The organism is Pseudomonas sp. GW822-FHT05A08, from assembly GCF_058800485.1.
This window is the reverse complement of record NZ_CM179511.1, coordinates 3,540,483-3,567,234: the sequence shown is the minus strand read 5'-3', so window position 1 is coordinate 3,567,234 and position 26,752 is coordinate 3,540,483. Positions and strand designations below refer to the sequence as shown.

General features: G+C 62.9%; 25 protein-coding genes. 10 read left to right on the top strand and 15 right to left on the bottom strand.

Translation table 11 applies throughout. The annotated features are described in order from the left end of the window. Positions 1-16 precede the first annotated feature (16 nt). Both AC3RCP_RS16050 and AC3RCP_RS16045 read right to left on the bottom strand, forming a co-directional pair. Entirely contained in the window at positions 17-3,106 is a 3,090-nt protein-coding gene (locus tag AC3RCP_RS16050) for an efflux RND transporter permease subunit (protein WP_492570386.1), read from the bottom strand. Then, a complete protein-coding gene (locus tag AC3RCP_RS16045) occupies positions 3,103-4,212 on the bottom strand; it encodes an efflux RND transporter periplasmic adaptor subunit (RefSeq protein WP_492570385.1) in 1,110 nt (369 codons plus the stop codon). Before AC3RCP_RS16045 ends, AC3RCP_RS16050 begins: the two co-directional genes overlap by 4 nt. A 219-nt stretch (positions 4,213-4,431) precedes the next feature. Here AC3RCP_RS16045 and AC3RCP_RS16040 point away from each other — a divergent pair, with 219 nt between their 5' ends. After that, positions 4,432-5,892 carry an efflux transporter outer membrane subunit gene (locus AC3RCP_RS16040; protein ID WP_492570384.1) on the top strand — a complete coding sequence of 487 codons (1,461 nt, stop codon included), beginning with the start codon at positions 4,432-4,434 and terminating at the stop codon, positions 5,890-5,892. A 279-nt stretch (positions 5,893-6,171) separates the two neighbouring features. Here AC3RCP_RS16040 and AC3RCP_RS16035 read toward each other — a convergent pair whose 3' ends face one another. The 4 genes from AC3RCP_RS16035 to AC3RCP_RS16020 all read right to left on the bottom strand — a co-directional run bounded on the left by AC3RCP_RS16035 (position 6,172) and on the right by AC3RCP_RS16020 (position 9,791). After that, on the bottom strand, positions 6,172-7,443 hold the full coding sequence (locus tag AC3RCP_RS16035) for an OmpP1/FadL family transporter (RefSeq protein WP_492570383.1): 1,272 nt from the start codon (positions 7,441-7,443) through the stop codon (positions 6,172-6,174). 195 nt (positions 7,444-7,638) lie between these two features. Then, positions 7,639-8,259: a TetR/AcrR family transcriptional regulator gene (locus AC3RCP_RS16030; protein ID WP_102680284.1), complete on the bottom strand. Its 621-nt coding sequence runs from the start codon at positions 8,257-8,259 to the stop codon at positions 7,639-7,641. 169 nt (positions 8,260-8,428) lie between these two features. After that, positions 8,429-9,022 carry an NADPH-dependent F420 reductase gene (locus AC3RCP_RS16025; protein ID WP_256593485.1) on the bottom strand — a complete coding sequence of 198 codons (594 nt, stop codon included), beginning with the start codon at positions 9,020-9,022 and terminating at the stop codon, positions 8,429-8,431. Between the two features lie 16 nt (positions 9,023-9,038). Further along, positions 9,039-9,791, bottom strand: coding sequence for a 3-oxoacyl-ACP reductase family protein (locus AC3RCP_RS16020; RefSeq protein WP_492570382.1), 753 nt, complete (start codon positions 9,789-9,791; stop codon positions 9,039-9,041). A 110-nt stretch (positions 9,792-9,901) separates the two neighbouring features. Between AC3RCP_RS16020 and AC3RCP_RS16015 the strand changes: the two genes are divergently transcribed. After that, positions 9,902-10,828 carry a LysR family transcriptional regulator gene (locus tag AC3RCP_RS16015; RefSeq protein WP_114760529.1) on the top strand — a complete coding sequence of 309 codons (927 nt, stop codon included), beginning with the start codon at positions 9,902-9,904 and terminating at the stop codon, positions 10,826-10,828. A 71-nt stretch (positions 10,829-10,899) separates the two neighbouring features. Here the strand turns inward: AC3RCP_RS16015 and AC3RCP_RS16010 are convergent, their stop codons facing one another. Further along, positions 10,900-11,838, bottom strand: a complete 939-nt coding sequence (locus tag AC3RCP_RS16010; RefSeq protein WP_492570381.1) for a DMT family transporter — start codon at positions 11,836-11,838, stop codon at positions 10,900-10,902. Between the two features lie 132 nt (positions 11,839-11,970). Then, positions 11,971-12,687 (bottom strand): AraC family transcriptional regulator, encoded by a 717-nt coding sequence (locus tag AC3RCP_RS16005; RefSeq protein WP_101337971.1) that lies wholly within the window; start codon positions 12,685-12,687, stop codon positions 11,971-11,973. 643 nt (positions 12,688-13,330) lie between these two features. On the opposite strand from AC3RCP_RS16005, the gene AC3RCP_RS16000 reads away from it, so the two are divergent. From AC3RCP_RS16000 to AC3RCP_RS15965, 8 genes are all read left to right on the top strand, one after another. Continuing rightward, positions 13,331-13,600 (top strand): hypothetical protein, encoded by a 270-nt coding sequence (locus AC3RCP_RS16000; RefSeq protein WP_007925627.1) that lies wholly within the window; start codon positions 13,331-13,333, stop codon positions 13,598-13,600. 264 nt (positions 13,601-13,864) lie between these two features. Beyond that, entirely contained in the window at positions 13,865-14,029 is a 165-nt protein-coding gene (locus tag AC3RCP_RS15995; protein WP_157832253.1) for a hypothetical protein, read from the top strand. Positions 14,030-14,101: 72 nt separating this feature from the next. Beyond that, positions 14,102-14,569, top strand: a complete 468-nt coding sequence (locus AC3RCP_RS15990) for a (2Fe-2S)-binding protein (protein ID WP_009043866.1) — start codon at positions 14,102-14,104, stop codon at positions 14,567-14,569. Next, positions 14,569-16,818 carry a xanthine dehydrogenase family protein molybdopterin-binding subunit gene (locus AC3RCP_RS15985; protein WP_492570380.1) on the top strand — a complete coding sequence of 750 codons (2,250 nt, stop codon included), beginning with the start codon at positions 14,569-14,571 and terminating at the stop codon, positions 16,816-16,818. Before AC3RCP_RS15990 ends, AC3RCP_RS15985 begins: the two co-directional genes overlap by 1 nt. A 16-nt stretch (positions 16,819-16,834) precedes the next feature. Beyond that, complete coding sequence (locus tag AC3RCP_RS15980) at positions 16,835-18,187, top strand: c-type cytochrome (protein ID WP_101337969.1); 1,353 nt, start codon at positions 16,835-16,837, stop codon at positions 18,185-18,187. An 81-nt stretch (positions 18,188-18,268) separates the two neighbouring features. Then, positions 18,269-19,291, top strand: coding sequence for an XdhC family protein (locus AC3RCP_RS15975; protein WP_101337968.1), 1,023 nt, complete (start codon positions 18,269-18,271; stop codon positions 19,289-19,291). A 114-nt stretch (positions 19,292-19,405) separates the two neighbouring features. Further along, entirely contained in the window at positions 19,406-19,801 is a 396-nt protein-coding gene (locus AC3RCP_RS15970; RefSeq protein WP_492570379.1) for a hypothetical protein, read from the top strand. A 106-nt stretch (positions 19,802-19,907) separates the two neighbouring features. Beyond that, entirely contained in the window at positions 19,908-20,315 is a 408-nt protein-coding gene (locus AC3RCP_RS15965; RefSeq protein ID WP_123412730.1) for a hypothetical protein, read from the top strand. 73 nt (positions 20,316-20,388) lie between these two features. Here the strand turns inward: AC3RCP_RS15965 and AC3RCP_RS15960 are convergent, their stop codons facing one another. From AC3RCP_RS15960 to AC3RCP_RS15930, 7 genes are read right to left on the bottom strand one after another with little or no spacing between them, the layout of a single operon-like run. Then, entirely contained in the window at positions 20,389-21,756 is a 1,368-nt protein-coding gene (locus AC3RCP_RS15960) for a sensor histidine kinase (RefSeq protein WP_492570378.1), read from the bottom strand. Next, entirely contained in the window at positions 21,753-22,415 is a 663-nt protein-coding gene (locus AC3RCP_RS15955) for a response regulator (protein WP_123412731.1), read from the bottom strand. Before AC3RCP_RS15955 ends, AC3RCP_RS15960 begins: the two co-directional genes overlap by 4 nt. Positions 22,416-22,426: 11 nt before the next feature. After that, the gene (locus AC3RCP_RS15950) at positions 22,427-23,071 is read right to left on the bottom strand and encodes a tetratricopeptide repeat protein (RefSeq protein ID WP_123412732.1); all 645 of its coding nucleotides are present in this window, start codon (positions 23,069-23,071) and stop codon (positions 22,427-22,429) included. Then, complete coding sequence (locus AC3RCP_RS15945) at positions 23,068-23,877, bottom strand: SDR family oxidoreductase (protein ID WP_457240805.1); 810 nt, start codon at positions 23,875-23,877, stop codon at positions 23,068-23,070. Before AC3RCP_RS15945 ends, AC3RCP_RS15950 begins: the two co-directional genes overlap by 4 nt. Continuing rightward, entirely contained in the window at positions 23,864-24,538 is a 675-nt protein-coding gene (locus tag AC3RCP_RS15940) for an iron-containing redox enzyme family protein (protein WP_253364279.1), read from the bottom strand. The genes AC3RCP_RS15945 and AC3RCP_RS15940 overlap by 14 nt, the downstream gene beginning before the upstream one ends. Beyond that, complete coding sequence (locus tag AC3RCP_RS15935; RefSeq protein ID WP_492570377.1) at positions 24,535-26,016, bottom strand: AMP-binding protein; 1,482 nt, start codon at positions 26,014-26,016, stop codon at positions 24,535-24,537. Before AC3RCP_RS15935 ends, AC3RCP_RS15940 begins: the two co-directional genes overlap by 4 nt. Continuing rightward, positions 26,006-26,686: a thermostable hemolysin gene (locus AC3RCP_RS15930; RefSeq protein WP_492570376.1), complete on the bottom strand. Its 681-nt coding sequence runs from the start codon at positions 26,684-26,686 to the stop codon at positions 26,006-26,008. The genes AC3RCP_RS15935 and AC3RCP_RS15930 overlap by 11 nt, the downstream gene beginning before the upstream one ends. Positions 26,687-26,752 lie beyond the last annotated feature (66 nt).

Genomic DNA, 26,752 nt, shown 5'->3' with positions numbered 1-26,752 from the left:
CTAGCGGGTTCGCCTGCTACATCAGTTCCGCTGTTTCGGCTTGCCTCTGCTTGACAGGAATGATCTTGAACCAGATGGAGTACATCGCCGGCAGGAACACCAGCGTCATGATGGTGCCGACAAATGTACCGCCGATCAGTGTGTAGGCCAGGGTCCCCCAGAAGACCGAGTGCGTCAGCGGGATGAACGCCAGGATGGCTGCCAACGCTGTCAGCAATACCGGGCGGGCACGCTGTACCGTGGCTTCGATCACTGCGTGGAGCGGATCCAGTCCTTCTTGTGCGTTGTGATGGATTTGCCCGATCAGAATCAGCGTATTACGCATCAGGATGCCCGAAAGTGCGATCAGGCCGACCAGGGCGTTGATCCCGAATGGTTGCTGGAAGATCAGCAACGTCGGCACCACGCCGATCAATCCCAGCGGCGCGGTGAGAAACACCATGATCATCGCCGAGACCGAGCGTACCTGCAGGATGATGATCAGCAGCGTGACGGCAATCATGATCGGGAGCAGCGGCAAGATCGCCTGGCCGGCCTTGCCCGACTCCTCGATGGCCCCCGCCTGCTCGATACGATACCCGGCAGGCAAGGTGTCGATGACCGGCTGCAGCTCCTTCATGATCACGCTCGAGACGTCCGGTGGCTGCAAGCCTTCGGCAATATCGCCGCGCACGGTAATGGTCGGGGTGCGGTCACGACGCCGAAGGATCGGATCCTCCATGCGCACATCCACCTCTCCAACCTGGGACAGGGGGATACGCTGACCCGCCGCTCCCACCAATGTGAAGCCTTCAATCCGGGCGGGGTCGAGCCGGATGTCACCCGCGGCGCGCCCCATCACCTGCACTGAACGAATATCTTCACGAACCGCCGTGATCGGCACCCCGGCCAGCAGGAACTGCAACTGCTGGGCGACTGCGTTGGATGTCAGGCCAACCGCCTGCAAACGATCCTGATCCAGGCTGAAATGCAGCGTTGGCGTCAGTGGTCCCCAGTCGCGGTTGACCGTCCTCATCATCGGGCTCGCTTGCATGACCTCTTGTACCCGGCCGGCAATCTCGCGCAGCGTCATCGGGTCAGGCCCCATTACCCTGTAGGCGACGGGGAATGGCGAATAGGGACCAAACACCAGTTGCGTAACCCTGACCCGCGCTTGCGGGGCAAGCCCTTCAGCAATGGCCTCGCGCAGACGGAACTTGAGGGCCTCGCGCGCCTCCTGGCTGTCCGTCAACACCACGATCTTGGCGAACGAGGGATCGGGGAGCTCCGGCGCCATCGCCAGGTAGAAGCGCGGCGCGCCTTGCCCGATATAGGCCGTGACAATTTTTGCTTCATCCTGTTTGTGCAGCCAGGCCTCGACCTTTGCGGCAGTGGCACTGGTCTGCTCGATGGAGGTTCCATAGGGCATTTGCACTTCGACCAGCACCTCGGGACGGTCCGAGGTGGGGAAGAACTGCTTCTTGACCAGGCTCATGCCGAGAATCGCCACGACAAACGCCGCGATAACCGTGCCGGCCACCAGCCATTTGCGAGCGATGACCCGCGTCAGAATCCGGCGAAAGCGATTGTAATTAGGGGTGTCGTAGATGGCCGCATGACCACCTTCGACCGGCTTGATGTCCGGCAACATTTTCACCCCCAGATAGGGGGTAAAGGCCACCGCGACGACCCAGGAGGCGATCAGGGCAATGCCCACGATCCAGAACATGTTGCTGGTGTACTCGCCGGCGGTGGACTGGGCGAAGCCGTTGGGCAAAAAGCCGATGGCGGTCACCAGCGTACCGGAGAGCATTGGCGCGGCCGTATGACTCCAGGCGTACGCGGAGGCTTTGATACGATCGTAGCCCTCCTCCATTTTCACCACCATCATCTCGATGGCAATGATGGCGTCGTCCACCAGCAGGCCAAGCGCCAGAATCAGCGACCCGAGGGTAATACGGTCAAAGTTCTTGCCCGTGGCCGCCATCACCACAAACACCACGGCCAGCGTCAACGGCACAGCGGCGGCCACCACAATACCTACATGCCAGCCCATGCTGAGAAAGCAGACAAGCATCACAACCAACAGGGCGACGAAGAACTTGACCATGAACTCGTCGACGGCCGAACTGATGTTCACAGACTGATCGGTGACCTTGGTCAGCGTCATGCCCAGCGGCATGCCTTCATTGATTTTGCTCGTCTCGGAGTCCAGCGCCTTGCCCAGGTCCAGGCCGTTCCAGCCGTCTCGCATCACGATTCCCAACAACAGAGCCTCTTCCCCGTTATTGCGCACAAGGAAGGTTGCTGGATCTTCATAGCCCCGTTCGACAGTTGCCACGTCAGAGAGCTTGAGCGTGCGCCCCTGGACCACAATCGCAGTGTCACGAATCTTCTGCACCTTATCGAAGGCACCGTCGAGACGAAGGAAGACTTGCGGCCCGTCGGTTTCAATCGAGCCGGCAGGCGTGAGCGCGTTCTGATTGTTCAGCGCGGCAAAAATATCCTGGGCAGAGACGCCCAGCGTGGCCAGCCGATCATGGGAGAAGGAGACAAAGATGCGTTCGGCCTGCTCGCCGATGATGTTGACCTTCTTCACGCCTGGCACGTGCAGCAGGCGCTGGCGTAACGACTCCGCATCACGCACCAACAGCCGCTGCGGCTCGCCTTTGGCTTTCAAGGCGAAAAGCGCAAATGTCACATCTGAGAACTCGTCGTTGACCATCGGGCCAATGACCCCCGCCGGTAGCTTGATGGCCTCGTCGTCGAGCTTTTTACGCGCCTGATAGAACTCGTCCTGCACTTGCGAGGGCGGCGTGCTGTCAAGCAACGACACCATCGTGAACGCGAGACCTGGACGCGTGTAGGTTTCCGTGCGGTCGTACCATTTCAGTTCCTGCAGGCGTTTTTCCAGGGGCTCCGCAACCTGGTCCTGCATTTCCTGCGCCGTGGCGCCCGGCCATGCGGTAATGACCGTCAGCTGCTTCACCGTAAACGGCGGATCTTCCGCCCGCCCCAGCTTGAAGAACGCCAGGGTGCCAGCAACAGCGATCAGGAAGATCAGGAATACCGTGATCGAACGTTCGCGAACGGCGATCGCCGAGAGATTGAAGCGCCCCTGGCTCATGGATGGCTCCCGGCAACGTTGACGTCACCCTGTTGAGCCAGTCTCACCTCCTCACCCTCGCGCAGCAGATGCGCGCCCAAGGCCACAATCCGTTCGCCGGCCTTGAGATCGCCGGCAACTTGCGCTGCGTCGTCGCTCAAGCCCAGGACCCGGACAGGTCGCCAGGCCACCTTCGCCGGTGTGCCAGCAATGACCCACACGCCAGTGCCTTGGCCCGGGTCATGAATGGCGGCGATCGGCACTTGCAGCACCTGTCCATTGGCGCTGCCCTCGGCGATCCGCAGGGTGACGGTCGAACCCAACGGCGCATTGGCCAGCGCGCCCTCAAGCACATACCGCGCCTCGAAGGTGCGTGTCATCCGGTCGGCCGAGTCAGAAAGCAACCTCAGCTTTGCTGTAACAGCTTGCGTGGTGTTGCCATACAGCGTCGCCTGCGCGATGGATCCCGCTGCCGGACGTAGCGTCTCGGGCAGGTGCACGATGGCTTCGCGCTGCCCTGCCCGCGCCAGTCGAACCACGGGCTGCCCCGGGCTGACGACTTGCCCGGGCTCGGCCAGCGTCTCCACCACCACGCCATCGGAATCGGCAAACAGCACCGCATAACCAGAAGTATTGCGGGCTACGTCAGCCTGCGCTTCGGCGGCGCTGAGCTGCGCCTTTGCGGTATCGGCTGCGGCTTTGACCTGGTCATAGGCCGATGCAGAAATAGCCCCCGCGGCGACCAGGTCGCGATAGCGCGCCTCGTCATCGGCTGTCTGCTTGGCTCGGGCCCGAGCGGCGATGACCGCCTCTTGCTGCGCTCGCGCCTGCAGTCCCAGGTCGATTGGGTCGAGACGCATCAGCGGTTGCCCCCGCTTGACGGTCTGGCCCGTGTCGACCAAGCGCTCAAGTATCTTGCCCGATACCCGAAAACCCAGGTCGCCCTGGACGCGGGCCGCCACGACGCCAGTGAAAGAGCGTGAAACACCGGACGCCCCCTGCACCGCAGAGGACCTCACCAGAGGGGCCTGCGTGCGTGGATCTTCAACGGTGGATGAGTCGCCACACGCCGTCAGGACTAGAGGCAACAGGCAAGCGGCAATGGGGACAGATCGGAGCCGGCGCATAGGTTCCCTTACTTGAACAATAGGACATGCAGCACATTCTCAGCATAGTGACCATATCTGTCAATGGTCACAGCCTGTGACGTATCAGGATTCTCCAAGCCCATGGGAAAGGCGCAGTATTCATTGAGCAAACTTTATAAGTTGATCAAATTGTACTGATTGACAGAGTGTGACCATAACGTAATATGGTCACAAACATCCTCGATTTAAGGAGCCTCAATGCCTCCCCTCCGCCCCATTGCTCTTTGGGTGAGCGCCAGCTTGATGGCAGGCTGCGCGGTCGGTCCGGACTATCAACGTCCACACGCCCCGCTGCTGGATCGTTACCTGGGTCAATCTGCCGTCGAGCAGAGGCCTGTGGCGAGGCCGGCCAGCCTTGTGGCCTGGTGGGAAGGTTTTGGTGATCCCGTGCTGACCGACTTCGTCTCCAAGGCGCTTGAACAGAACCTGGATCTGGCGCAGGCATCGGCGCGAGTCACGCAGGCTCGGGCAGGATTGGGTGCCGCAAATGCCGCCTTGCTGCCCTCGGGGAACATCAGTGGCCAGGCCGCGCGTTCCTACCAATCGATCGAGACCCCGCTCGGCCAGGTGTTGAACCCGACGCCTGGTTATGATCGGTATGGAAACTCCTACGAGGTTAACCTCGGTGCGGGCTGGGAGGTCGATGTCTTTGGCGGCCTGCGACGCGGACGCGAAGCCGCACTCGCCGAGTACCAGGCTTCCGAGGCGGGCGCCGCCGCCACACGGCTGGCCATCGCCGCGCAGACCGCCGATATCTACATCACCCTCCGCGGGTTGCAGGCCCGGCTGGACATTGCGAACCGCCAAGTCAAAACGCAGCAGGGGCTGCTAGAGAAAGTCCGCTTGCTTTACGGCAAGGGCCTCGCTGCCAACTATCAGGTTCAGCAGACCGAGGGCGCGCTATCGCAGGTCCAGGCGACCGTGCCGGTCCTGCAGACCGACCTGGATGCTGCCATGAATGCACTGGATGTCATGCTCGGCACACCGCCAGGCACTCATCGCGCGCAACTGGCCAATGCAGGGAGCATTCCTCTTGCGCCGCAGATAAAGGCCACGGGAACGCCGGCCGATCTGCTGCGCCGCAGGCCCGATCTCATCGTCGCCGAGCGCCAGCTTGCGGCTTCCAACGCGCGCATCGGGGTGGCGATTGCCGAGTACTACCCGAAATTCTCCCTCAGCGCATTGCTGGGTAGCGCTACGGCTGTCTCCGCCGGCAATCTTTTCACCGGCGGCGCCAATCAGTCGGCGGGGGTGTTGGGGCTGCGCTGGAGACTGTTCGACTTTGGCCGCATAAACGCTCAAATCGATCAAGCCAAGGGCCAGGAAGCGCAAGCCCTGGCCGCTTACCGTCAGTCCGTACTGCGCGCCACCGAGGATGTCGAGAATGCCTTTTCCGCCCTGGTGAATCGGGAAGTCCAGGCAACCACCCTGAGCGAAGGCGAAACCTCCCTGACGCAGGCTCGCCAATCGTCGTTCATGGCCTACCAGAAAGGTACGGCCAGCCTGATCGATGTCCTGCACGCCGACGAAACGATGCTGCAGGCTTCCGATGCCCGAGCGCAGGCGCGAACGGAATCGGCACGGGCGGCGGTTGCGGCATTCAAGGCCCTCGGTGGTGGCTGGCAACCTCCTGACACCCGGTCCGTGGCGACTCGATGACTTGACCAGGCGACGCAGCGCTTTATGCACGCCCGCGACTACCCGTTCGAGAGGGGGCTATGAAAGCGAGCGAGAATTCCTGGGTGCTCATCACCGGAGCCGCAAGCAGATTTGGCGAGGAGTTTGCCCCACGCCACGCCGATTTCATCAGGAGCTCATGTCACGCGTCATGGCGTGTGAGTGGCGACGAAGCGGCTTCCCCGAAGGAAATATGCTTTGAAAGGCCGGGAGGTAACCTGCACTCCCGGCCGGAAAACTATCGTAGAGCGACGCCCTATCTTAGAAACGATAGCTGACGGAAGTGCCGAGCCCGCTCGCGCTGTTCTTGTACTTGGCACTGTATGCGCCCCGGGTCGCGGAGGTACCGTTGACCTGCACGCTCTCCTCCCACAGATAGGAATAAGCGACATCGATCGTGACATTGTCCGCCGGAGTCCAACCAGCCCCGAAGCTGATAACCGTCCGGTCGCCCGTTGGAATACGGGGCCCGCGATGGGTGTTGTTGGCGGGCGACTGGTCGACTGACAAGCCGGCACGAAGTACCCAGCGATCGTTCAGTTTGTACGCCGTACCGATAGCGTGGGCCCACGTATCGTGCCAGTCCTGTTCTTCGGTAACCGTGCCCAGCGAGCCGCTCAATAAAGGAGGCAAGCCCGTGTTCTCGATGGTTAATTCCTTGAAGCGACTCCAGCGGGTCCAGGTGCTCCCCAGATAGAGCGTCCAGTCATTACTGAGCTGATGAGTTACCGAGAAGTCCACCGACTCCGGCGTATCCACATCCAGCGAAGCGTCATAGCTGCGGCCGCTAACCCCCAATACGCTAAAGATGCCGTCAGTGACCTTGGTCTTGGCATCCAGGTGGTAACTGACCTTGGAATGGTAGGTCAATCCGAGGCGGGTTCGATCGGTAGCCTGCACCAGAATGCCGGCGTTGAAACCCAGGGCCGTATCGTCGCCGGTGCTTTTGAGTTTCCCGTCGTTGCGACCAGGGCTGAGCGGATTGGGCACCATCCCGGACAACTCGCCGCTGATACGGTTGATGGTGGGACCGAACCCGATCGAAACGGTGTCGTTAAAGGCATAGCTGATGGTGGGCTGGAAGGTGAATGTCGTGACCTCGCTTTTGTTAGCGTAGTAACGCCCCGCAAAGCCGCTGCCATAATCGGTTATCAGGCCGAAAGGCACATAAACCCCGACACCGAATGCCCAGTGCTCATCAATGGGTTTGACGTAGTAGCCCATAGGTACCGTAGTCGTGGGCACCATGTCGCCGTCTTCCTGGCCTGCGAATGTACTGCGGGTCTGGCTGATGTCGGACTTCGCGAAAAGCGTCGCCGCCCCTACGCTGACTTGTTCTCTTTTCAAGCGTGACATGCCCGCCGGATTACCGAAGACCGTGCTCGCATCTTCAGCGGAGGAGGAACGACCGGCAAATCCAGAGCCCATCCCGCTGATGCTCTGTTCATTGAGAGCGAAGCCGCTCGCAGACACGTAAGAAGACGCAAGCGCAACAGCGAGCCCAAGCGGGCTCATGAGCAATATTTTTTTCATTATTAGAACTCTAGGGTTATCACCGAGATAAAACAGCAGAAGCAACGGACGCATACTTATCCATGTGACTATTTCAGTCAATAGTCACATAACAGGTAAATAAATGCCCTTCGACGGTTGGAGGAAGGGCAAAGTGAAAAGCCGATTGAGCGATACCTCGCCCAGAGCAGCAGGCGTTCGAGCGTTAGCCGAAGATCAAGGCATGAGGCTGCGCAAGATGAGATTGGAGGTGAGCGTGGGCGCCTCTTCGACAAAATCGAGGTTGTACTGCAGCAGTAGAGGATTGACGAATGGCCGCAGAGCAAGATGTATCGCGTCTACCGTCTCGTCCAGGGGAGTCTTGCGTTCAAACTCACCGACCTCTCGCCCTTCACGCACAATCTGCAAAATGAATTGCTTGATCTGTGCGTCATAAACTTGCGAACTGGACCAGCGCTCCGATACAGAAAACGCTGCAATGTCATAGAGCTTCCGATCGTTGAAGAACAGGTTCACACCTGTGGCGATCACCGTTTTGACCAGGCGCCGAAAGCGCTCCGTTGCCGAAAGAGTCTCTCCATTGATGGCCTGTTCAACAGCCGCAACGATTTCTGCCAGGCAATTTGTGCAGATGGCTTCACCGATCGCCTGCTTGGAATCAAAAAACTTGTAGATATAGGCTTTGGAAAAACCAATGGCTTTAGCCAGGTCGGAGACCGTGGTTTTGCCATAGCCGTACTGACTGAAGTGCTCGTTGGCCGCCGCGACAATCTGGTTTCGAATGTCGTGATCGGCTGGGCCACGGGCGCTGGGCGGAGATATCGATGGCTGATTCATGGGAACAGCTTACTCACCCTGTAGCGGACTGACAACTTGTGACCGATAAGATATCTAGTCACAAAACCATCGTTCCGAACGCCTTTCCAGGGCAACTGGAAAAACTCCGGCCGAACCTGCTCTCAATACCGTCCTCATAAAGCGAAGCCGGTATTCACCGGCCTCGTCGTCAGTCATGTTTGACCAGATTGAGCGCCGGTAAAGGCCCTCCGGGAAATTGCGCGAGTTGCCCTTGTTGCAAGTCGCCCAAGTCGATGCCATGGAACCCCAGTTGCTGGATCAGCTCGCTGACCTGCTGCTTGGCGTGCGCATGCTCTCCAGAGACAAACAACACGCGCTTGCCCCCTTCGGCGTTCGGGTTGGCCAGCAGATTCGACGATAGATGGTTGAAGGCCTTGACCACGCGGGCGCCGGGCAGCATTTGCGCCACGACCTGGGTGGAAGGTTGGCCTCCCAGGTCAAAGGGCTTGAACAGCGGCGCTTCAATCGGGTTGTTGGTATCCACCACAATCCTTCCTTCCCAGGGGCCCAGCCCGGCCAGTGCCGATGGAATCTTCGACCAGTTCACCGCCAGGAACACCAGGTCTGCGGTAGCCGCTTGCTCGGCGGTAACGGCTTGAGCCTTGGGCCCCAGTTCGGCGATCAGCGACGTGAGGCTGTCAGGGCCACGGCTGTTGGCGATGCTCACGTCCAGGCCGGCCTTCGTCAGTAACCTGGCGATCGCGCTGCCTATGGCGCCTGCTCCAATGATGCTGATACTCATGTTCATGTCTGGCTCCTCAGGCGGTGAAGCCGCCGTCGATCATCAATTCGGCACCGGTGACGAAACTGGCTTCGGGGCTGGCCAGATAGGCCACTGCGCTGGCGATGTCCTGGCCTTCCCCGTAGCGTCCCACGGCGATATTGGGGCGCACGAAGTCCGCCACCGGCCCCTCGGCGGGATTCATGTCGCTGTCGGTCGGCCCGGGGTGGACGGTATTCACGGTGATACCGCGGGGTCCCAGGTCTCGCACCAGGCCTCGGCTGAAGCCCGCCACGGCGCCCTTGGTCAGGGTGTAGGCGGAGGCGGTGGCGAAAGCCGCGTATTGCACCATGGAGCTGCCGATATGAATGATTCGCCCCCCCTGCCCCATGTGCTTGAGCGCCTCCTGGGTGGCCACGAAAACACCGGTGACATTCACCGCGAGGATGCGCTGGAAGTCCTCGAAAGCGATGTCTTGCGGAGCACCGAGCACACTGATGCCGGCGTTGTTGACCAGGATATCGACCTTGCCGAATAACGTGGCGACCTGCTGGACCGCGGCGCGTACGGCCTCGGGATCTCCAGCATCGGCCGCCAGCGAAATAGCTCGACCGCCGGCAGCAGTGATCACCTCGACCAGGGCCGCGGCACGATCAGGCGAGGCGTTGTAGGTAATGGCGACAGCGGCGCCGTCCGCGGCCAGGCGTTGGGCAATGGCCGCCCCGATGCTGCGTGAACCGCCGGTGACGATGGCGATCTTGCCAGACAGAGGAAGGGTGACAGGGTTCATGGTGTGAGCCTCAAGTGGTGGTTGGTGAGGCTATGAAACGCTTTTCTTTTTCCATCAAGTAGTAGGGAGTGACTAGAATCACTTTCAACGTTTGCTTGAAGGTATCGATCATGGAAACCCTGGCCAATCTGCAATCTTTCGTTCGCAGCGCAGAGGCAGGCAGTTTCTCTGCCGCCGCACGGCGCCTGGGTATTACGCCGGCCGCGGTGAGCAGGAATGTCGCCCAACTGGAAGCCAACCTGGGGGTACGCCTGTTTCAACGCAGCACTCGCCGACTGGCCTTGACCGAGGCTGGGGAGCGTTTTCTGGCTAACGTCGAGGGTGGGCTGGAAACTGTCCAGGCGGCGATTGCCGATGTAACCAGCAACGCCGGAGAACCGGCTGGAGTGCTGCGTATTTCCGCGGCGCCCGCTTTTGGCCGCGATTACCTGCTGCCATTGATGCCGCAGTTCATGAAGCGATATCCAGCGGTGGTTCCCGAGTGGCACTTCGACAATCGCCAGGTGGAGCTGATCGCCGATGGATTTGACGTCGCCATCGGCGGCGGCATCGAGCTTTCGCCCGGGGTGATCGCCCGGGATCTGTCACCGGCGCATTTGGTGCTCGTGGCATCGCCGGACTGTCTGTCCAGGCACCCTCTTGTACGTCGTCCCGAACAGTTGAATGACCTTGAGCATCTGGCCATGCGCTCGCTACAAAGCGGCAAGGTCCGCGGCTGGACACTGCAAGGCCCCAAGGAACAGCGTGCGGCACTGGAGTTGCGCCCACGGTTGCTGGTCAACGACCCACAAGCACTTTGCCAGAGCGCGCTCATGGGACTGGGCGTCGCGCTATTGGCGATTCCCGACGTGCTTGACCATCTGCAAAGTGGCGCCCTTGAACGGGTGCTGCCGGACTGGTATGTCGACGCGGGGCCCATCTCGCTGTACTTCGCTGGGCAGAAACTGCTGCCGGCCAAGACGCGGGTCTTCGTAGACCTGCTGGTGAGTCATGCCCGCGAGCAGCAATGGGCGAAACGCTTTGATGCGCGAGGCTAAAGTTGCCCCACAGGTTGGCCAAAAGCAGCCATGCCCTCCTCCCCTTCACCAGCAGCGCGGATTTGTGGGGGTCATGAAGAGGTTTCCCGGGGCGAGGAATGGCTGGCCGGCCGCGCGGCCGGTGTCCGGGACAGCAAGACAATGCCTACGGCGATCATCACGCCACCCAGCATTTCGTGGGTGGAAAGCATGTCGCCGCTGATGGCGAAGGTGATCAGCGCGGCAAAGAAAGGGCACAGAAACAGGAAGCCGCTGGTGCGCACGGCGCCGCCCGTATGCAGGGCCGCGAACCACAATCCCATGGCCCCCGTCGAAGCGGGAATGGCCAGCCACAGGAACGCAACCATCGTTTGGGCCGGCAGGCTGAACGACTCGCCACGCCAGGCGGCCAGCAACGCGAGCGCGACCGCCCCAATGAGCATCTGCCAGAACGCCAGCGTCCAGGTATCGACGGCCAAGCGAAAGCGCTTGCTGGCCAGCGTGGCGAGAGCCCAGCAGGTCGAGCCCGCCATGACCAGCGCTTCCGCGGGGCCGATTGCGCCGGTCATCACCGACTGCACACCGATGCAGACCACCACCCCGGCGAAGGCCAGCAGCAGGCCCAGCCAGGCCAGGGGGCGTACCCGCTCCTTGAGCAGGATGCCGGCCAGCAGCGCCACCAACAGTGGATTGCTGGCCATCAGGATTGCCGCCTTGGATGCACTGGTCTGCGTCAGGCCCATGGTCAGGAACGCCATGACACCGGTCGTCTGCAACAGGCCGATGATGGTCAGTCGCAGCCAGGGCATGACCTTGACCGGAACCGCTGTGCCGGCAGCGACCCGGGCACGGTGGCGCAGCCACAACCAGGGCAGCAGCGAGAGAGCCGCCACGAAAAACCGCAGCGCCGCCAGCCACAGCGGCGGCAATTCACTCAGGACAATCTTGCTGGCGACGAAGGACGAGCCTTGCAGAAAGGTGGAGCTGAGGATCAGCAGGAGAAAGCGCCGTTGTGCTGCATGCGGGTCCATGGAAGCCCTATCAATCGTGGCGGCGGACAGTAGGCCGCCGAATCACTTGATAGTGTGTTGTCCCGCCTCTCGTCACGCTTCGCGCAGAAAGACAACCTCTACGTCAAACAGGACAAGCGCACGCCCGGTCGACTACGCAAAGTAGCGGCTGGGCGATGCTCCAAGCAGCCGCTTGAACATGGCCGAGAACGCGCCCGGCGTGTCGTAGCCCATGTCCAGCGCCACAGTCGTCACGGGTTCGCCCGCGGCCAAGCGCGGCAACGCCGCCATCACGCGGGCCTGCTGTCGCCACACTTGAAACGGCACCCCGAGTTCGGCCGTGAACAGCCGCGACAGCGTGCGCGCTGTCGCGCCATGCTGGCCGGCCCAGTCGTTCAGCGTGCGATTATCCTGTGGGTTGGCCAGGATCGCTTCGCAGGTGGCCACCAAGCGCTTGTCGCGGCCCGTGGGCAAATGCAGCCCTTGTTCCGGCGACCAGGCAATCTCTTCGAGGATCAGGCTCAGGATGCGGCCATCCCGGCTGTCCTCGGAATAATCAAGGGCAATCGTCGCCGCACGCAGGATGAGTTCGCGCAGCAGGTTCGAAACCCGTACCGCGCCGGGGTGCACGGGTGCATCAGTGGGATAGCGATCCTGGCGAACATAGGCTGTGCGCAATGCCACCGGGCTGCCTCGGGTCTGCATGGCATGGGAGATTCCCGCGGGCATCCACAAGGCGCGTTGCGGCGGCACCAGCCACAGGCCTGTGCCCGTCCGGATCTCCATGACGCCGGAAACCGCGTAGATGAGCTGCCCGCAGGAATGGGCATGCGGCGCCACGGCATATGCGGCCGGGTAGTCCTTCGCCATGACCACGATGGGGCGGTCTACATTTTCATAGTCGCGCCTATCTACACTTCTAGCCAAAACAGAAACTCGCAGGTTGCAATCGTTCAAGGCTACAGGCTAATCCCTTAAAGCGTCTTCATTCGGCTTGCTTCTCAGCCAAACATTCGCATTCGGTGAACCGATATCTCGATGACGGCGCTGTGCCCTTCGATAAACCTTCAATATTGATAGCAGGTTCAAGGGCTCTGGCCGCTCGTAGCCAATAGCCAACGCCTTACATCTCACACAGCCAAATGCGGACATACTTTTCACTGCTGCCTGATAGCTTAAGGCCATCCAGCGGCATGCCCTATAAGCACAGCTGCTGCAGACAAGACACGGAGGTCTGGCAGTCATCATTCATCGAAGGCTGTTTCCATCAGGCACAAGGATCTGAAGCCGGCGACCACCTCATCCTCCATGACCAACGGTTCGCGCCCGCCACTTGCTGGCCTGCAGTGCGCGGCTTGTGCAGTACGTGCCGGTGTTCTCCCCATACCCTGTTTCACGATGAGCAGGCGTTTGGGAAACCCACTCGGCACAATGGATTCCGGAAACCATTCAATAAACGGGGCGGACTCCGAAAAGCCAGACGAGTAGGAACTTATATATGGAGATATATCGTATGTCGGCTCAAGAGAACTTTGTTGGCGGATGGACTCCTTACCACGAACTGACTCCAAAGGATCGGGAAGTATTCAAAGAGGCCCTGGCCGGGTTCGTGGGTGTGCACTACACCCCTGAAAAAGTTTCGACCCAAGTCGTCAACGGCACGAACTATCGTTATCTGTCGAAAGCAACGGTGCCTGGCTCGTCGGACAGCTGGCAGGCCGTAGTGGAAATCTACGCGCCTATTAAAGGCAAGCCGCACATCACCCAGATCCACCGGATCTAAGCAGGGATCAAACCCGTCGGGTCGCGCACAGGTTGCGCGGCCCGACGGTTCATCGCGACGTTCTCCTTCCAAACCCTCCCCCAAGCCGTAGCCAGCCCATAAACCCCGCCTTGTCTGTCACTCGTTGCAGTTGCTCGACGCCTTCCATCCCCGCGTTATTGCGCATTCCTCTGGAATACTTGCCTGATCCTCTGAGCTTGCCGGGTATCGGATAGGAAACCCTTGGCCCCTGGGCTAGAGTCCGATCACTAGGAGCCAGCCGCCATGACCCAAGCCCGCGCCGGCCAGGCATCGCCCCTGGCACACACCCTCGACACCTCCTCGCATTTTCTCTCGCTGGACCTTCCGGCCTACTCCGACGTGCTCGCGGCCAGCCCGGCGCACGAGGCAGCGGATTGGCGTATCCGCCCCTTTACCCGCGTTTCTTGAGCAAGGACGCGCCTGGTGGCGCCTCCTGAAGAAAAAACAAAGACACACCAACCGATGATCAGCAGGTGAGCCATGGAACTACGAATCAACCAGAAGACCTATCAGGTCGATGCCGACGCCGACACGCCGTTGCTGTGGGTGATCCGCGATGACCTGGGCCTGACCGGCACCAAGTACGGCTGCGGCCTGGCCCAGTGCGGCGCTTGTTCGGTGCTGGTGGACGGCAATGTGGTGCGCGCCTGCGTCACCCCGGTGGCGGGTGTGGTCGGTCGCGAGGTCACCACCATCGAGGCGATCGAGGCGGACGCAGTCGGCAAGCGCGTGGTCGCCGCCTGGGTCGAGCACCAGGTGGCCCAGTGCGGCTACTGCCAGTCCGGGCAGGTCATGGCGGCCACCGCGCTGCTCAAGCACAGCCCCGCGCCCAGCGATGCGCAGATCGAAGCGGCGATGGTCAACCTGTGCCGCTGCGGCACCTACAACGCCATCCATGCCGCCGTGCATGACCTGGCCGCCCAGCCTGCCAAGAAGGAAAGCGCCTGATGAACAAGCCCATCGATTTCGCTGAAGACCTCCTGGACCTGCCGCTGGACGAACCGGTCAACCTGTCCCGCCGGCGCTTTCTGACCGGCGCCGCCGTGGGCGCGCTGGTGCTCGGTTTCGGCCTGCCGCTGGGTTCGGCCAGGGTCCTGGCCGCCACGGCGAGCACCGCGGAACGCGGGACCCAGGTCCCGGCGTTCCTGGAGATTCGCCCGGATGGCAGCGTGCGCCTGCTCAGCCCCTTCATGGAAGGCGGACAAGGCACCCACACCGCCATGGCGCAGATCGTCGGTGAAGAGCTGGACGCCGACCCCGCCACCTTCGTGGTCGAGGCCGCGCCGCCCGGCGAAGCCTACGTGGTGATGGAGAACGGCATGCGCATCACCGGCGGCAGCATGTCGGTGCGCATGAGCTACCCGACCATGCGCCGCCTGGGCGCCCTGGCGCGGGCCATGCTGCTGCAGGCCGGCGCCGAGCAGCTCGGCGTACCGCTGGCCGAACTGTCCACCGAGCCTGGCCGGGTGCTGCATGCCGCTTCCGGTCGTTCGCTGGGCTACGGTGAATTGGCCGGTCGCGCCCTGGACATGCCGGTGCCCGATCCGGCCAGCATCACCCTGCGCGACCCGAGCCAGTTCCGCTGGATCGGCAAGCCGGTGCGGCGCGTCGATGCCTACGAGAAATCCACCGGCAAGGCGCTGTACAGCATTGACCTGAAGGTCGACGGCATGCTCCACGCCGCCGTGCAGCACGCGCCGCGCCTGGGCATGACCGTGGGCAGCCTGCGCAACGAGGCCCAGGTCAAGGCCATGAAAGGCGTGCACTCCGTTCACCAGTTGCCCGGCGCGGTGGCGGTGGTCGCCGAACGCTGGTGGCACGCCAAGCGCGCGGTGGAAGCCATCCAGGTCGACTGGCAGGAAGCGTCCGCCGATTCGAAGGTACGGCCAATGCCCGCTGACTTTTCCAGCGATGCGTTCCGCGATTTTCTCGCCGCCCAGCAAGGCCCGGCCCGCGACGACGAAAACGAAGGCGACATGCCCGCCGCCCTGGCCAGTGCCAAGACCCGGGTCGAGGCCACCTACCACAATCAGTACCTCAACCACGCCCAGCTGGAGCCCCCTTCGGCCCTGGCGCGCTTCAATCCCGACGGTTCGCTGGAGGTCTGGCTGCCCAACCAGGCGCCGGACATGTTCCGCGCCGACATCGCCAGGCGCACCGGTCTCGATCCCTCGCGGATCACCCTGCACTCGCCGCTGCTGGGCGGCTTTTTCGGCCGGCATTTCCTCTATGACTCGGCCAGTCCCTACCCACAGGCCATCGCCCTGGCCAAGGCCGTCGGCCGTCCGGTCAAGCTGATCTGGAGCCGCGAGGAAGAGTTCCTGCGTGACGTGCTGCGCCCGGTCGCCGTGGTCAAGTTCCAGGCCGCGCTGGATGCCCAAGGGTTGCCGGTGGCGATCGAAGCGGTGAGCGCCACCGAAGGCCCCACCGAAGCCATCGCCGGCAAGCAGGGCGAAAAACTCGACCCTTCGGCCCTTGAAGGTCTGTCGGGCAAGCCCTACGCCATTGCCAACAAGCGCATCGCGCAGATCTACGTCAAGGGACCGGCCATGCTCGGCTACTGGCGTTCGGTGGGCAATTCGCTCAACGACTTCTTCTACGAAGCCTTCCTCGACGAACTGGCGGACAAAGGCGGCCGCGATCCGTACGAGCTACGCCAGCACCTGCTGCGCGACAACCCGCGCCTGACCACCTTGCTGCAGGCGGTGGGCGAACTGTCCGGCGGCTGGAAGCGCGGCCCGTTCACCGCCGAGGACGGCACTCGCCGCGCCCGCGGCGTGGCCATGGCCTCGCCGTTCGGCTCGCACACGGCGGCGATCGCCGAAGTGTCGATCGAAAATGGCCAGGTCAAGGTCCACGACATCTGGCAGGCCATCGACCCGGGCAGCATCGTCAACCCGGCGATCGTCGAGGCCCAGGTCAATGGTGCCGTGGCACTGGGGTTGTCCCAGACGTTGGTGGAAGAAGCGGTCTACGTGGACGGCAAGCCCCGGGCGCGCAACTACGACCTGTACCCGATCCTGCCGCCTTCACGCATGGCGCGGGTACATGTACGGATTGTCGAGAGTGGCGAAAAGATGGGCGGCGTCGGCGAGCCACCGCTGCCCGCGGTGGCGCCGGCGGTGGCCAACGCGGTGGCGCGGCTGACCGGCCAGCGCATCCGTAGCCTGCCATTGAGCCGATACACCTTCAGCTGACCGACAAGGACTGCCCATGAATAACCGCCGATTCGCAAGAACCGCAGGCTGGCTGGCCTTGCCGTGCCTGGTCGCGGCAGGCCTGCTGGCCTGGTATGTCACCCGCGAGCCCGTCTCGCCCTTCGAGCAGGAACAGGCCGCGGCGACCCGCTTCGACCCCGCCTTGGTGAGCCGCGGCGAGTACGTCGCCCGGGTCAGCGATTGCGTGGCCTGCCACAGCCTGCCGGGCAAGGCGCCCTTCGCCGGCGGCCTGGAAATGGCCACGCCGCTGGGCGCCATCCACGCCACCAACGTCACCCCCGACCGGGACACCGGCATCGGCGCCTACAGCCTGGCCGACTTCGACCGTGCCGTGCGCCATGGCGTCGCCCCGGGCGGTCGGCGGCTCTACCCGGCGATGCCCTACCCGTCCTACGTCAAGCTCAGCGACGATGACATGCGCGCGCTGTACGCGTTCTTCATGAAAGGCGTGCAACCGGTCAGCCAGCCCAACGCCCCCAGCGCTATCCCCTGGCCGCTGAACATGCGTTGGCCTATCGCGCTGTGGAACGGCCTGTTCGCCCCGAGCACGCCCTACGCGGCCAAGCCTGCGCAGGATGCGTTGTGGAACCGCGGCGCCTACATCGTCCAGGGGCCGGGCCACTGCGGCAGCTGCCACACCCCGCGCGGCCTGGCGTTCAACGAGCAGGCCCTGGACGAGTCCGGCGCGCCGTTCCTCGCCGGCGCCCTGCTCGACGGCTGGTACGCGCCGAGCCTGCGCCAGGACTCCAACACCGGCCTGGGCCGCTGGAGCGAGCCGCAGATCGTGCAGTTCCTCAAGACCGGGCGTAACCAGCACGCGGTGGTCTACGGCTCGATGACCGAGGCGTTCAACAACTCCACCCAGTTCATGGCCGACGAGGACCTGGCGGCGATCGCCCGCTACCTCAAGTCGCTGCCCGGCGATCCGCAGCGCGACGGCGCGCCCTGGCAGTACCAGGCCGTGTCCGCCGCCACCCGCCTGGACAGCCCCGGAGCCCATACCTACGTGACCCGCTGCGCCTCCTGCCATGGCCTGGACGGCCAGGGCCAGGCCGAGTGGATGCCGCCTTTGGCGGGCGCCACTTCGGCACTGGCCAAGGAAAACGCGTCGGCGATCAACATCACCCTCAACGGCTCGCAGCGCGTGGTCGCCGCCGGCGTGCCGGATGCCTACCGCATGCCGGCCTTTCGCGAGCAATTGTCGGACCGGGAAATCGCCGAGGTCCTGAGCTTCGTGCGCGGCACCTGGGGCAATTCGGGCGGCGCGGTCGACGCGCAAGCGGTCGGCAAGCTGCGCGGGCATACCGACCCGGCCAGCAGCAGCCCGATCATCCTGCACATGCGCTGAAAAAAGGAGCGAGGTGCTGGCGATCCCCCTGGCCAGGAGCGGATCTGCCAGCAACCCCTCCCATGAACAACCGAGGTCCCCATGGAAAGCATCGATCTACTGGTCCTGAGCACCGCCCATGACTGGCTCCAGGCCGGTCACCGCGTGCTGCTCGCCACCGTGGCCCGCACCTGGGGCTCCTCGCCTCGCCCCGTGGGCTCGATGATGGCCCTGCGCGGCGATGGTCGGGTGGTCGGCAGCGTGTCGGGAGGTTGCATCGAGGACGACCTGATCCACCGCTACACCAACGCCTACGATGGCAGCGGCCTGCCGGACGGGCCGCCGCAGGTGGTGCGCTACGGCATCAGCGCCGACGAAGCGCACCGCTTCGGCCTGCCCTGTGGCGGCACGCTGGAGCTGATCCTCGAATTCACCCCCTCGAGGGATGCCCTCGAACGGCTGTTGACCCGACTCAACGCCGGCAAGCTGGTGCGCCGCAGCCTGGACCTGGGCAGCGGCCAGGTATCCCTGACCATCAGCGCTACCCCGGAGCAGTTCATCTTCGATGGCCGGCAGATGGTCAACACCCTGGGCCCCGGCTACCGCCTGCTGCTGATCGGGGCCGGCGCGCTGGCCGAATACCTGGCGACCATGGCGCTGTTCAACGGCTTCCGGGTCGCGGTCTGCGACCCCCGCCCCGAATACATCGGCGGCTGGAGCGTGGCGGGCGTGGAACAGTTGGTTGGCATGCCGGACGACATCGTCCGCGAATTCGCCCCGGACCTGCGCACCTGTATCGTCGCCGTCAGCCATGACCCCAAGCTCGACGACCTGGCCCTGCTCGAGGCCCTGCACAGCCCGGCCTTCTACATCGGCGCCATCGGTTCGCGGCGCAACAGCCAGCTACGCCGCGAACGCCTGATCGAACACTTCGGCGAAACCGAAGCCTCGCTCCAGCGCCTGCACGGCCCCATCGGCATCTACATCGGCAGCAAGACCCCCGCCGAGATCGCCGTAAGCGTCATGGCCGAGATCCTCGCCGCCAAGAACAGCGTCGCCCTGCCCCTCACCCTTGACGTTTCGAACGCCAAGCAAGCCCGCGAGCAAGAGGCGCCCGTGGCCTGATCGATACAGCCGCTTCGGCGGTCAATCGCCGAAACTTGATTTTGATCAAATTCTCCACTGCCTTGCTGGCTAGACTGAAAACCGATACGACGTCATAAGTCGAGGTTGTACTTCATGTCCTGGTTCCGCCGTCATCGCCAACGCCTGTTGCACCTCACCCTCGTGGTATGGGTGTTGGCCATGGGCGTGATGGCCATCCAGGGCTGCCTGGTACAGGCGAATCACGATCTGGCCGCGCCACATAATGTCGAACAGCATGTGGCGGATGACCATGCCCTTCACAGCAGTGGTTGCCTGAAAAACTGTGAGGACACGGTCACGGCGATAAAACCTGCATTGCAGCATCCAGCATTGGACGCCCTCCAGTGGGCCGCCCTCTTGCTGTTAACTGCGGCAGTCATAAGGGTGCTCGATCCGGCGAAAGAATCCTCCTTTGCCGCTCTTGCACTGAAGCGCCCCGCCCCGCCGAAAGAACCGGCCCGCCTGACTTTCGTCCGTTTCAACGATTAACCCCCCTGGTTAAAAAGTGCCAGCGCACGGGTCGCTCCGTTTTGCTGCGCCACTTTTCGCGCCTCTGTCCTTGCTGCTTATTCCCTCACGAGTTCAGGAGTTCATCATGCACAAGCATTCAACATTCGTTCTAGCTGCCGTCTTGGCTGGCGGGGCACTCATGGCCTCTGCCGAGGATGCGCATCACCCGGCCGATGCACCAGGCAGCGCAATCGAGAGCACCGCACCGACGCCGACGGCCATGACTGAAGCCATGACCGAGCAGATGGAGAAAATGCAGGCTGCCCATGACAAGGCCGCAGCAGCCAAAACGCCCGCCGAGCGCCAGGCCGCCCTGCAAGAAGGCATGAAAGCGCTGAAGGACAGCATGGCCATGATGAGCAAGGAGCAGGGCTCCATGGGGTGTATGGGGATGTCCGCAGCCAAGGACGGCACTGGCAAAGGCATGATGGACATGATGATGCAGATGATGGAGCAGCAGTCGTCGATGATGGATATGCCAATGAAAAAGTGAAAGGCAATCGTCGTACCTGCGCAATGCAACGCAGCTCATCGAGCTTCGGCTGGCGTTGGGGGGCATGGCTACATTAAAAGCGATGAATCTCCAACGTTGCCCGCAGCCCTCCAGAGTGGCGATTCTCCAATCTGATCTGCCCGCCCAGGCGCGCTGCAATGGCCTGCACGATGGTCAGCCCCAACCCGGCTCCCTGAGCGTTTCCGCGACTATAGAAACGCTCGAAGAGCCGCTCGCGTTCAGTCTCATTGATTCCCGGCCCCTGGTCTTCGACGGACAGTTCGTAGTGATCCTGTTTCTTGGCCAGCCGCACCGTGATCAGTCCGTGGGGCGGCGAAAAGTTTGCTGCATTGGTCACCAGGTTGTTCAAGGCGATATCGATGGCGGCCGCGTTGACTCTGACACGGCCGATGCCTTCGCCGACATCGAAAGCCAGTTCGAGCCCCTGGTTCAACAGCCAGGGCGTCAGCTGGACCAGGCTTTCGCGAACCGTCGCCGCCAGATCGATGCAGGGTGCTGCATGGGTGTCCGTTTGCGGTTCAATACGCGCCATCGTCAGCAACTGATTGACCAGCCGAGTGGTTCGGTCCACGCCGGCAATCAAATGCTCGAGCGATTCGCGGCGATCCTCCTCGCTCCCCTCCTCCATCAGGTTCTGCGCATGCACCCTGAGTACCGCCAATGGGGTGCGCATTTCATGGGCGGCGTCAGCGATAAAACGCCGTTCACGGCCCATCACTTCCTGAATCTGTGCCAGCACCCGGTTGAGGGCCGCCTGCATGGGCTCAAGTTCAGTGGGCAACGGCATCAACTGCAACGGTTCGAGAGAGCCGGGATGCCTCGCGCGCAGCGTCGCCGCCATATCCACCAGTGGTTTCAAGCCCCAGCCGATCGCCAGCCAGATCACCGCAGCGAGCATCAGGCTGCCAAGCAGATTAGGGACGACGGTGTGACGAACTATCCGGTCAACCAGGTCGGCGCGTACATCGTCCCGCTCGCCGACCCATATCTTCAGGCCGTACTGCGTGTCATCAAGGGTGAATGCCCGCCATTTACGGCTATTCGGATCGGTCACGTCGCTGAAGCCGGGCGCGGCCGACGCCGCTGAAAAGACCGGCGCGCTCAAGGTGTGAACCAACAGCTCACCCTGGGCGTTCCAGACCTGGAACGCGATCTTGCTTTCATAAGGGTGGCCATCGACTTTGGGGGCTGCCTGGCCCAGCGCCTGGTTGAACGCCTGATACAGCTCGGCGTGCTCCTTGCTGGCCATCGGCATGCGCATGATCCCTTGCAGCAGGCGAGCATTCTGAGCCAGCTGGGCGTCGTAGACCTCGTCTATTTCATGATTGCTGTCGTGAAGGTTGAGTACGGTCATGATCAACAGGCCAAGGAACAGCAGCCCGAGGATCAACGTCAGGGTACGACGCCTGATGGAGGTCATGGGCGGCCTTCCACCAGGTAACCGACGCCGCGGACGGTACGGATGAGCTGGCTGGAGAACTTCTTGCGCAGGTGGTGGATATGTACTTCCAGGGTGTTGCTTTCCGCTTCCTCGCTCCAGCCGTAGAGCAACTGCATCAGGTGGTCGCGGGTGATCACGCGGCCAGGCGGCGACAACAATTCGTGGAGCAGTTGATATTCCTTGGGGGTCAGGGCCACCGGTTCGCCCTGGTAGCTGACCTGCTGGGTACCGGGGTTCAGGCTGATGCCTGCATGCTCGATCAGCATCTGGGCACGGCCGGCGCTGCGCCGCAGCAAGGCGCGCAGGCGCGCCTTGAGTTCCGCCAGGTCGAAGGGCTTGATCAGGTAATCGTCGGCCCCGGCGTCGAGCCCGGCGATGCGGTCTTCCGTGGCATCCCGAGCGGTGAGGATCAGCACCGGGAGGTTGGAGCCACTGTCACGCAGGCGTCGCAGCACATCCAGGCCGTCCATGCGCGGCAGGCCGAGGTCGAGCACCGCCAGATCAAAGGTTTCGCTGAGCAGCGAATGCAAGGCGCTACCGCCGTCCTGCAGCCAGTCAACGGTGTAGCCCTCACGTTCCAGGGCATGCTGGATACCCTCGCCGAGGGCCACGTCATCCTCAATCAGTAATAAGCGCACACGGACTCCTGTCAGTTGAGTTTCTTGTTCACGTCCACCAGCAGTGCCTCGATCTCCTTGCGGCGCCCGGCGTCGGCGGTTTCCCGGCCGGGTCTCGGGGCTGCCCGCAGGGCCTTTTGCAGTGCGTCGCGGGCTTCGCCGTAGCGTTTTTGACGGTAGAGATGATCACCCCAGAAGTACAGACTGTCGATGCCGTCGGGGTTCACCTGCAAGGCCTGCTTGAGCAACTGCTCGGCTTTTTCCGCGTCGCCGAAGCCGATGGGCCAGCCCGGCACCCGGTCGTACAGTGCGGCCAGACTCGTGTAGGCCGAGCCTTGCAGAGCCTTGGGGTCCAGGGCCATGGCCTGCTCCAGATAGCCTTTCGCCGCCTTGGCCTTGCTCAGCGCGCCGAGACCACCCTGGGCGCCGGCCCAACTGCTGGTGACGATGCCGGACCAGATCCAGGCTTCGGCCAGCGATTGACGCTCCCGGGTGAACGCAGAAGCCTGGCTGGCCAGTTGTTCGAACGCGGCGGTGCGTTGGCCTTCCGGGATTTCGTATTGGATGTGCGCCCAGCGTTGCTGAATGCCGTTCAGGCGTTGCTGGTCGGCGGGGTCCAGCGCCCAGACGCTCTGGCTCAAGGCCCCCAGCAGCAGGCAGGTGATGAGTTTTTTCATGGTTTGAGATGCTCGTTATCGGGCTTGTGGCTCAGGCGACGGATCAGCGGCAACTGCTTGCGCAGGCCCCGGTCCACCAGATTGGGCAGCAGGCTGTTGAGGCGCATGAAAAAGCGCTCCGGCCAGCCCAGGTACAGGTCACGGCGGTCACCGGCGATGGCATGGATCACCGCCGCGGCGACGGTCTGCGGATCGTCGACATTGGACTTGAGCGCGTCATTCAAGGCCTGGGCCGCCGGGCTGTTCATGCTCGTATGGGTGGCCCGTGGCGCGACATACAGAACACCGACCCGGGTGTCCGCCAGCTCCCGGCGCAGGGCTTCGGAAAACCCGCGCAAGGCAAACTTGGTGGCGCAATAGACGGCGTAACCGGGGTAGCCGATGGAGCCGTAGGTCGAGCCGACGTTCACCACCATCGCGCTCTCGGCTTGCTTGAGCAGCGGCAGCAAGGTCTTGGTCAGGCAGACCGGAGCGCTGATGTTCACTGCCAGCATCGCATTGATGTCGCTGTCATCGAGCTGGTCAAGCATGGCGAAGTGATTGACCCCGGCGGCATTGATCAGCAGGTTGATGCCGCCCATGGCCTGTGCGGCAGTCAGCACTTTGCGCCGGTCGGCGAGGAAGGTCAGGTCCGCCGCCACCCAGTACAACTGGTCCGGATAACGGGCGAGCAAAGGCTCCAGGGGTTCGCGTCGGCGCGCTACGGCCAGGACCTTGGCGCCACTGGCGCACAGGTCGCCGGCGATGGCCAGGCCGATGCCGCCGCTGGCCCCGGTCAGCACTACGCGAGCGTCAGACAGGCGCATGCAGGTTCTCCCCGCCGTGGGGCAAGCCGCGGAACATGTCGGTGTAAAGCCTGTACACCACCTTGGAGGCATGAACGACCGCGGCCTGGTCGGCCGGATCGTCGAGGGTATTCATCAGCCGGCGGTAGGTCTGCATGTGCTCGATATCCAGCGAACCATGGGAGCTGAGGTAGCTGAACGCGCTTTCCGGCAAGCCCAGCCGTTGGCGAATGCTGCCAGCGGCATGGGTGGCCAGGGCAATGCTGGTGCCCTCGAGCACATTGACCATGCCGAACAGCCCCACCGGATTGTCCCGGGCGATCAGGTCGTAGAGAAAGCTGACCATCAACTCGATTGGCAAGGAGGGACGACCGTTGCGCACCTCGTCCCTGTCGCCGCCGCAGGCTTCAATGTCATCGAGCACCCATTGCTCATGGCCATACTCATCCTCGATGTACTCGCACACCGCTTTGCGCAGCCACTCCAGGCGCAGCGGCAGGCGCGCGCCGCAGGCCATCATCAAGGGCACGGTGTGACGCACGTGGTAATAGGCTTGCGCCAGGAAGGCCCGGTAGCTTTCCAGGCTGACCTGGCCCTGCAGGGCGTCGAGAATGATCGGCAGGTTGAACAGCTCGTTGCGTTCCTGCCGGGTAGCTTCTTGCAGCCGGTCAAAAAAACTCATGGTGCGGATTCCTCGGAAAGTACGGGTTCAGTCAGTTGCGCCCGGTAACGCTCGACGATGGCGTCGCGACGCGGTCGGCCATTGGCGGTCAGCAGGCCATTGGCAAAGGTGAAGGGTTGATCCAGCCGGGACCAGTGGTGAACCTGGGCATAATCAGGCAAGGCCTCGTTGGCTTCGGCCACGGCGGCGGCCAGCTCGTCGTCGCTACAGTCCGGGCGATGGGGCCAGAGCAGAGCATGGTTGCGCGGCATGGCTTCGCCGTAGACGAAGGCCTGGGCGATATGGCGGCGCTGGGTCAACTCGGCCTCGACCCATTCCGGGTTCACGTTGCGGCCGAAACTGGTGACGAACTGATGCTTCTTACGCCCCTTGAGGTAAAGAAAGCCATCGGGATCGAACTCGCCGAGATCGCCGCTGGGCCACCATTCATCGGCGTGCGGCGTTTCTCCCAGGTACCCGAGCAAGATCGAACCCTTGATCAGCACTTCGCCGTCTTCGGCCAGGCGAACCTGCACATGGGGCAATGGCTGGCCGACACTGCCGGGGCGGTTCGCCTCCGGGCGGTTAAGGCAGACCACCGATGCGCATTCGGACAGGCCATAGCCTTCATAGACCGGCAGGCCGAGGCGTTGCGCACGCTGCAACAGCGCAGCACAAACCCGTGCCCCACCCACCGCGGCGAAACGCAGCGCGGCGGGATTGAAGGCTTTGTGCTCGGCGGCGCCGACCAGCATCTGCAACAGCTGCGGCACCAGGATCAGGCTCTGCGGCGCACGGTTGGCCAGGCAACCGAGCAGGCGCGGTACATCGACGCCACTGGCGCCCTGGATGCCCAGGGTTTTCTGGCTGGGCAGGCTCAGGGTCGCGCCGGCGTGCAAGGCGGCATAGCAGCCGAGATTTTCCAACAGGATCGCCAGCGGCAAAAGCGCAAGGTGGTGCTGCGGATCCGCCGGTTTGCTGGCCCGATCCAGCTCGCGAGCGACCCGCAGCATGCTCTCGGCGCTCAGGCACACGCCTTTTGGGGTGCCGGTGGTGCCCGAGGTGAAGGTCAGTTTGGCGGTGCCTTCCAACATCCGGTCCGGGCCACTGAAAGCGCGCCGCCAGAAGGTTGCGGTTTGCGCGTATCCGGCCGCTTTCAGCTCGGCTTCCAGCTCCGGCTCGGCAATCACCCACCCGGCCTGGCTCTGTTCCAGGCAATGGGTCCGTTGGGCCGGGCTGAAGAACGGCGGCAATAGTACGCAAGTCAAGCCTTCGAACAACACGGCCAGGTCCCAGAGCATGGCTTCGACGCCGTTGTCCAGGGCCAGGGCAACCACCTTGGCGCCTTCGTCGCGCAAACGCTGCTGGCGCTGCATCACTTGTGCGTACAGCGTGGCGTAGTCCAGCTTCAGGTGGTCGCCCCACAAGGCAACGGCATTGGGCCGGTGCTCGGCATGGTCACGTAGCGCCTGCTTGAAGCGTTCCTTTTCAGGCGACATGGCTGGCCTGCGCAAAAGACGACGGCAACCCGAGGCGATCGAACATCCCGATGTTGCGCAGATGAATGAAGCCGGCGCGAATGTTGCCGACGTGTACCCAAGGCTTGCTCTCGTAATAGCTGCCCCAGCTGTGCCGTTCATCACCCAGCCGCTGTGGGTCGGCGGCACAGAGGGTCACGGGTTTCAGGCCCAGGCGATGAAAGCTGTTCACCAGGCCGATATTGCCGGTGAACGCCACCCACTCCAGGCCCCCCATGGCCAGCAAATAAGTCATGGCGATGATGCTCAGCCGCGCACTGCCCGTATCGCTGGCGGCCAGGTTGCCGACTTCGACGATGTCCACCCGGTCCACGGCGCAATCGGCGGCTGCACTGATCAACGGCTCGATCGGATCGTCCAGATAGCGCTCCAGGAACAGCTGCTCGTGACCTGCCAGGCGCACGCCGGCCACTGCACAGAGCTCACCCGATGCGTTGTTGCTCATGCCAAACAGCAGCGGCATGAAATGACGGATGTCGGCACCGTGGGCCTTGCGGAAACGGCGCTGGATAAAGGCTTCGAAGAGCGGACGCTGAGGCTCGTCCGGCAATGCTCTGGCAAGACACATCGGCGGCGCTTCGATTTGGCCGAAGTGCAAAGGCAGAGCGATGTGCCAGTCGTGATCAGGCATGGATGGATGCCTCCCTGGGTAAGTTCGGGAGGAGTATCGGTGGCGTTTCTTAACGGAATCTGAAGG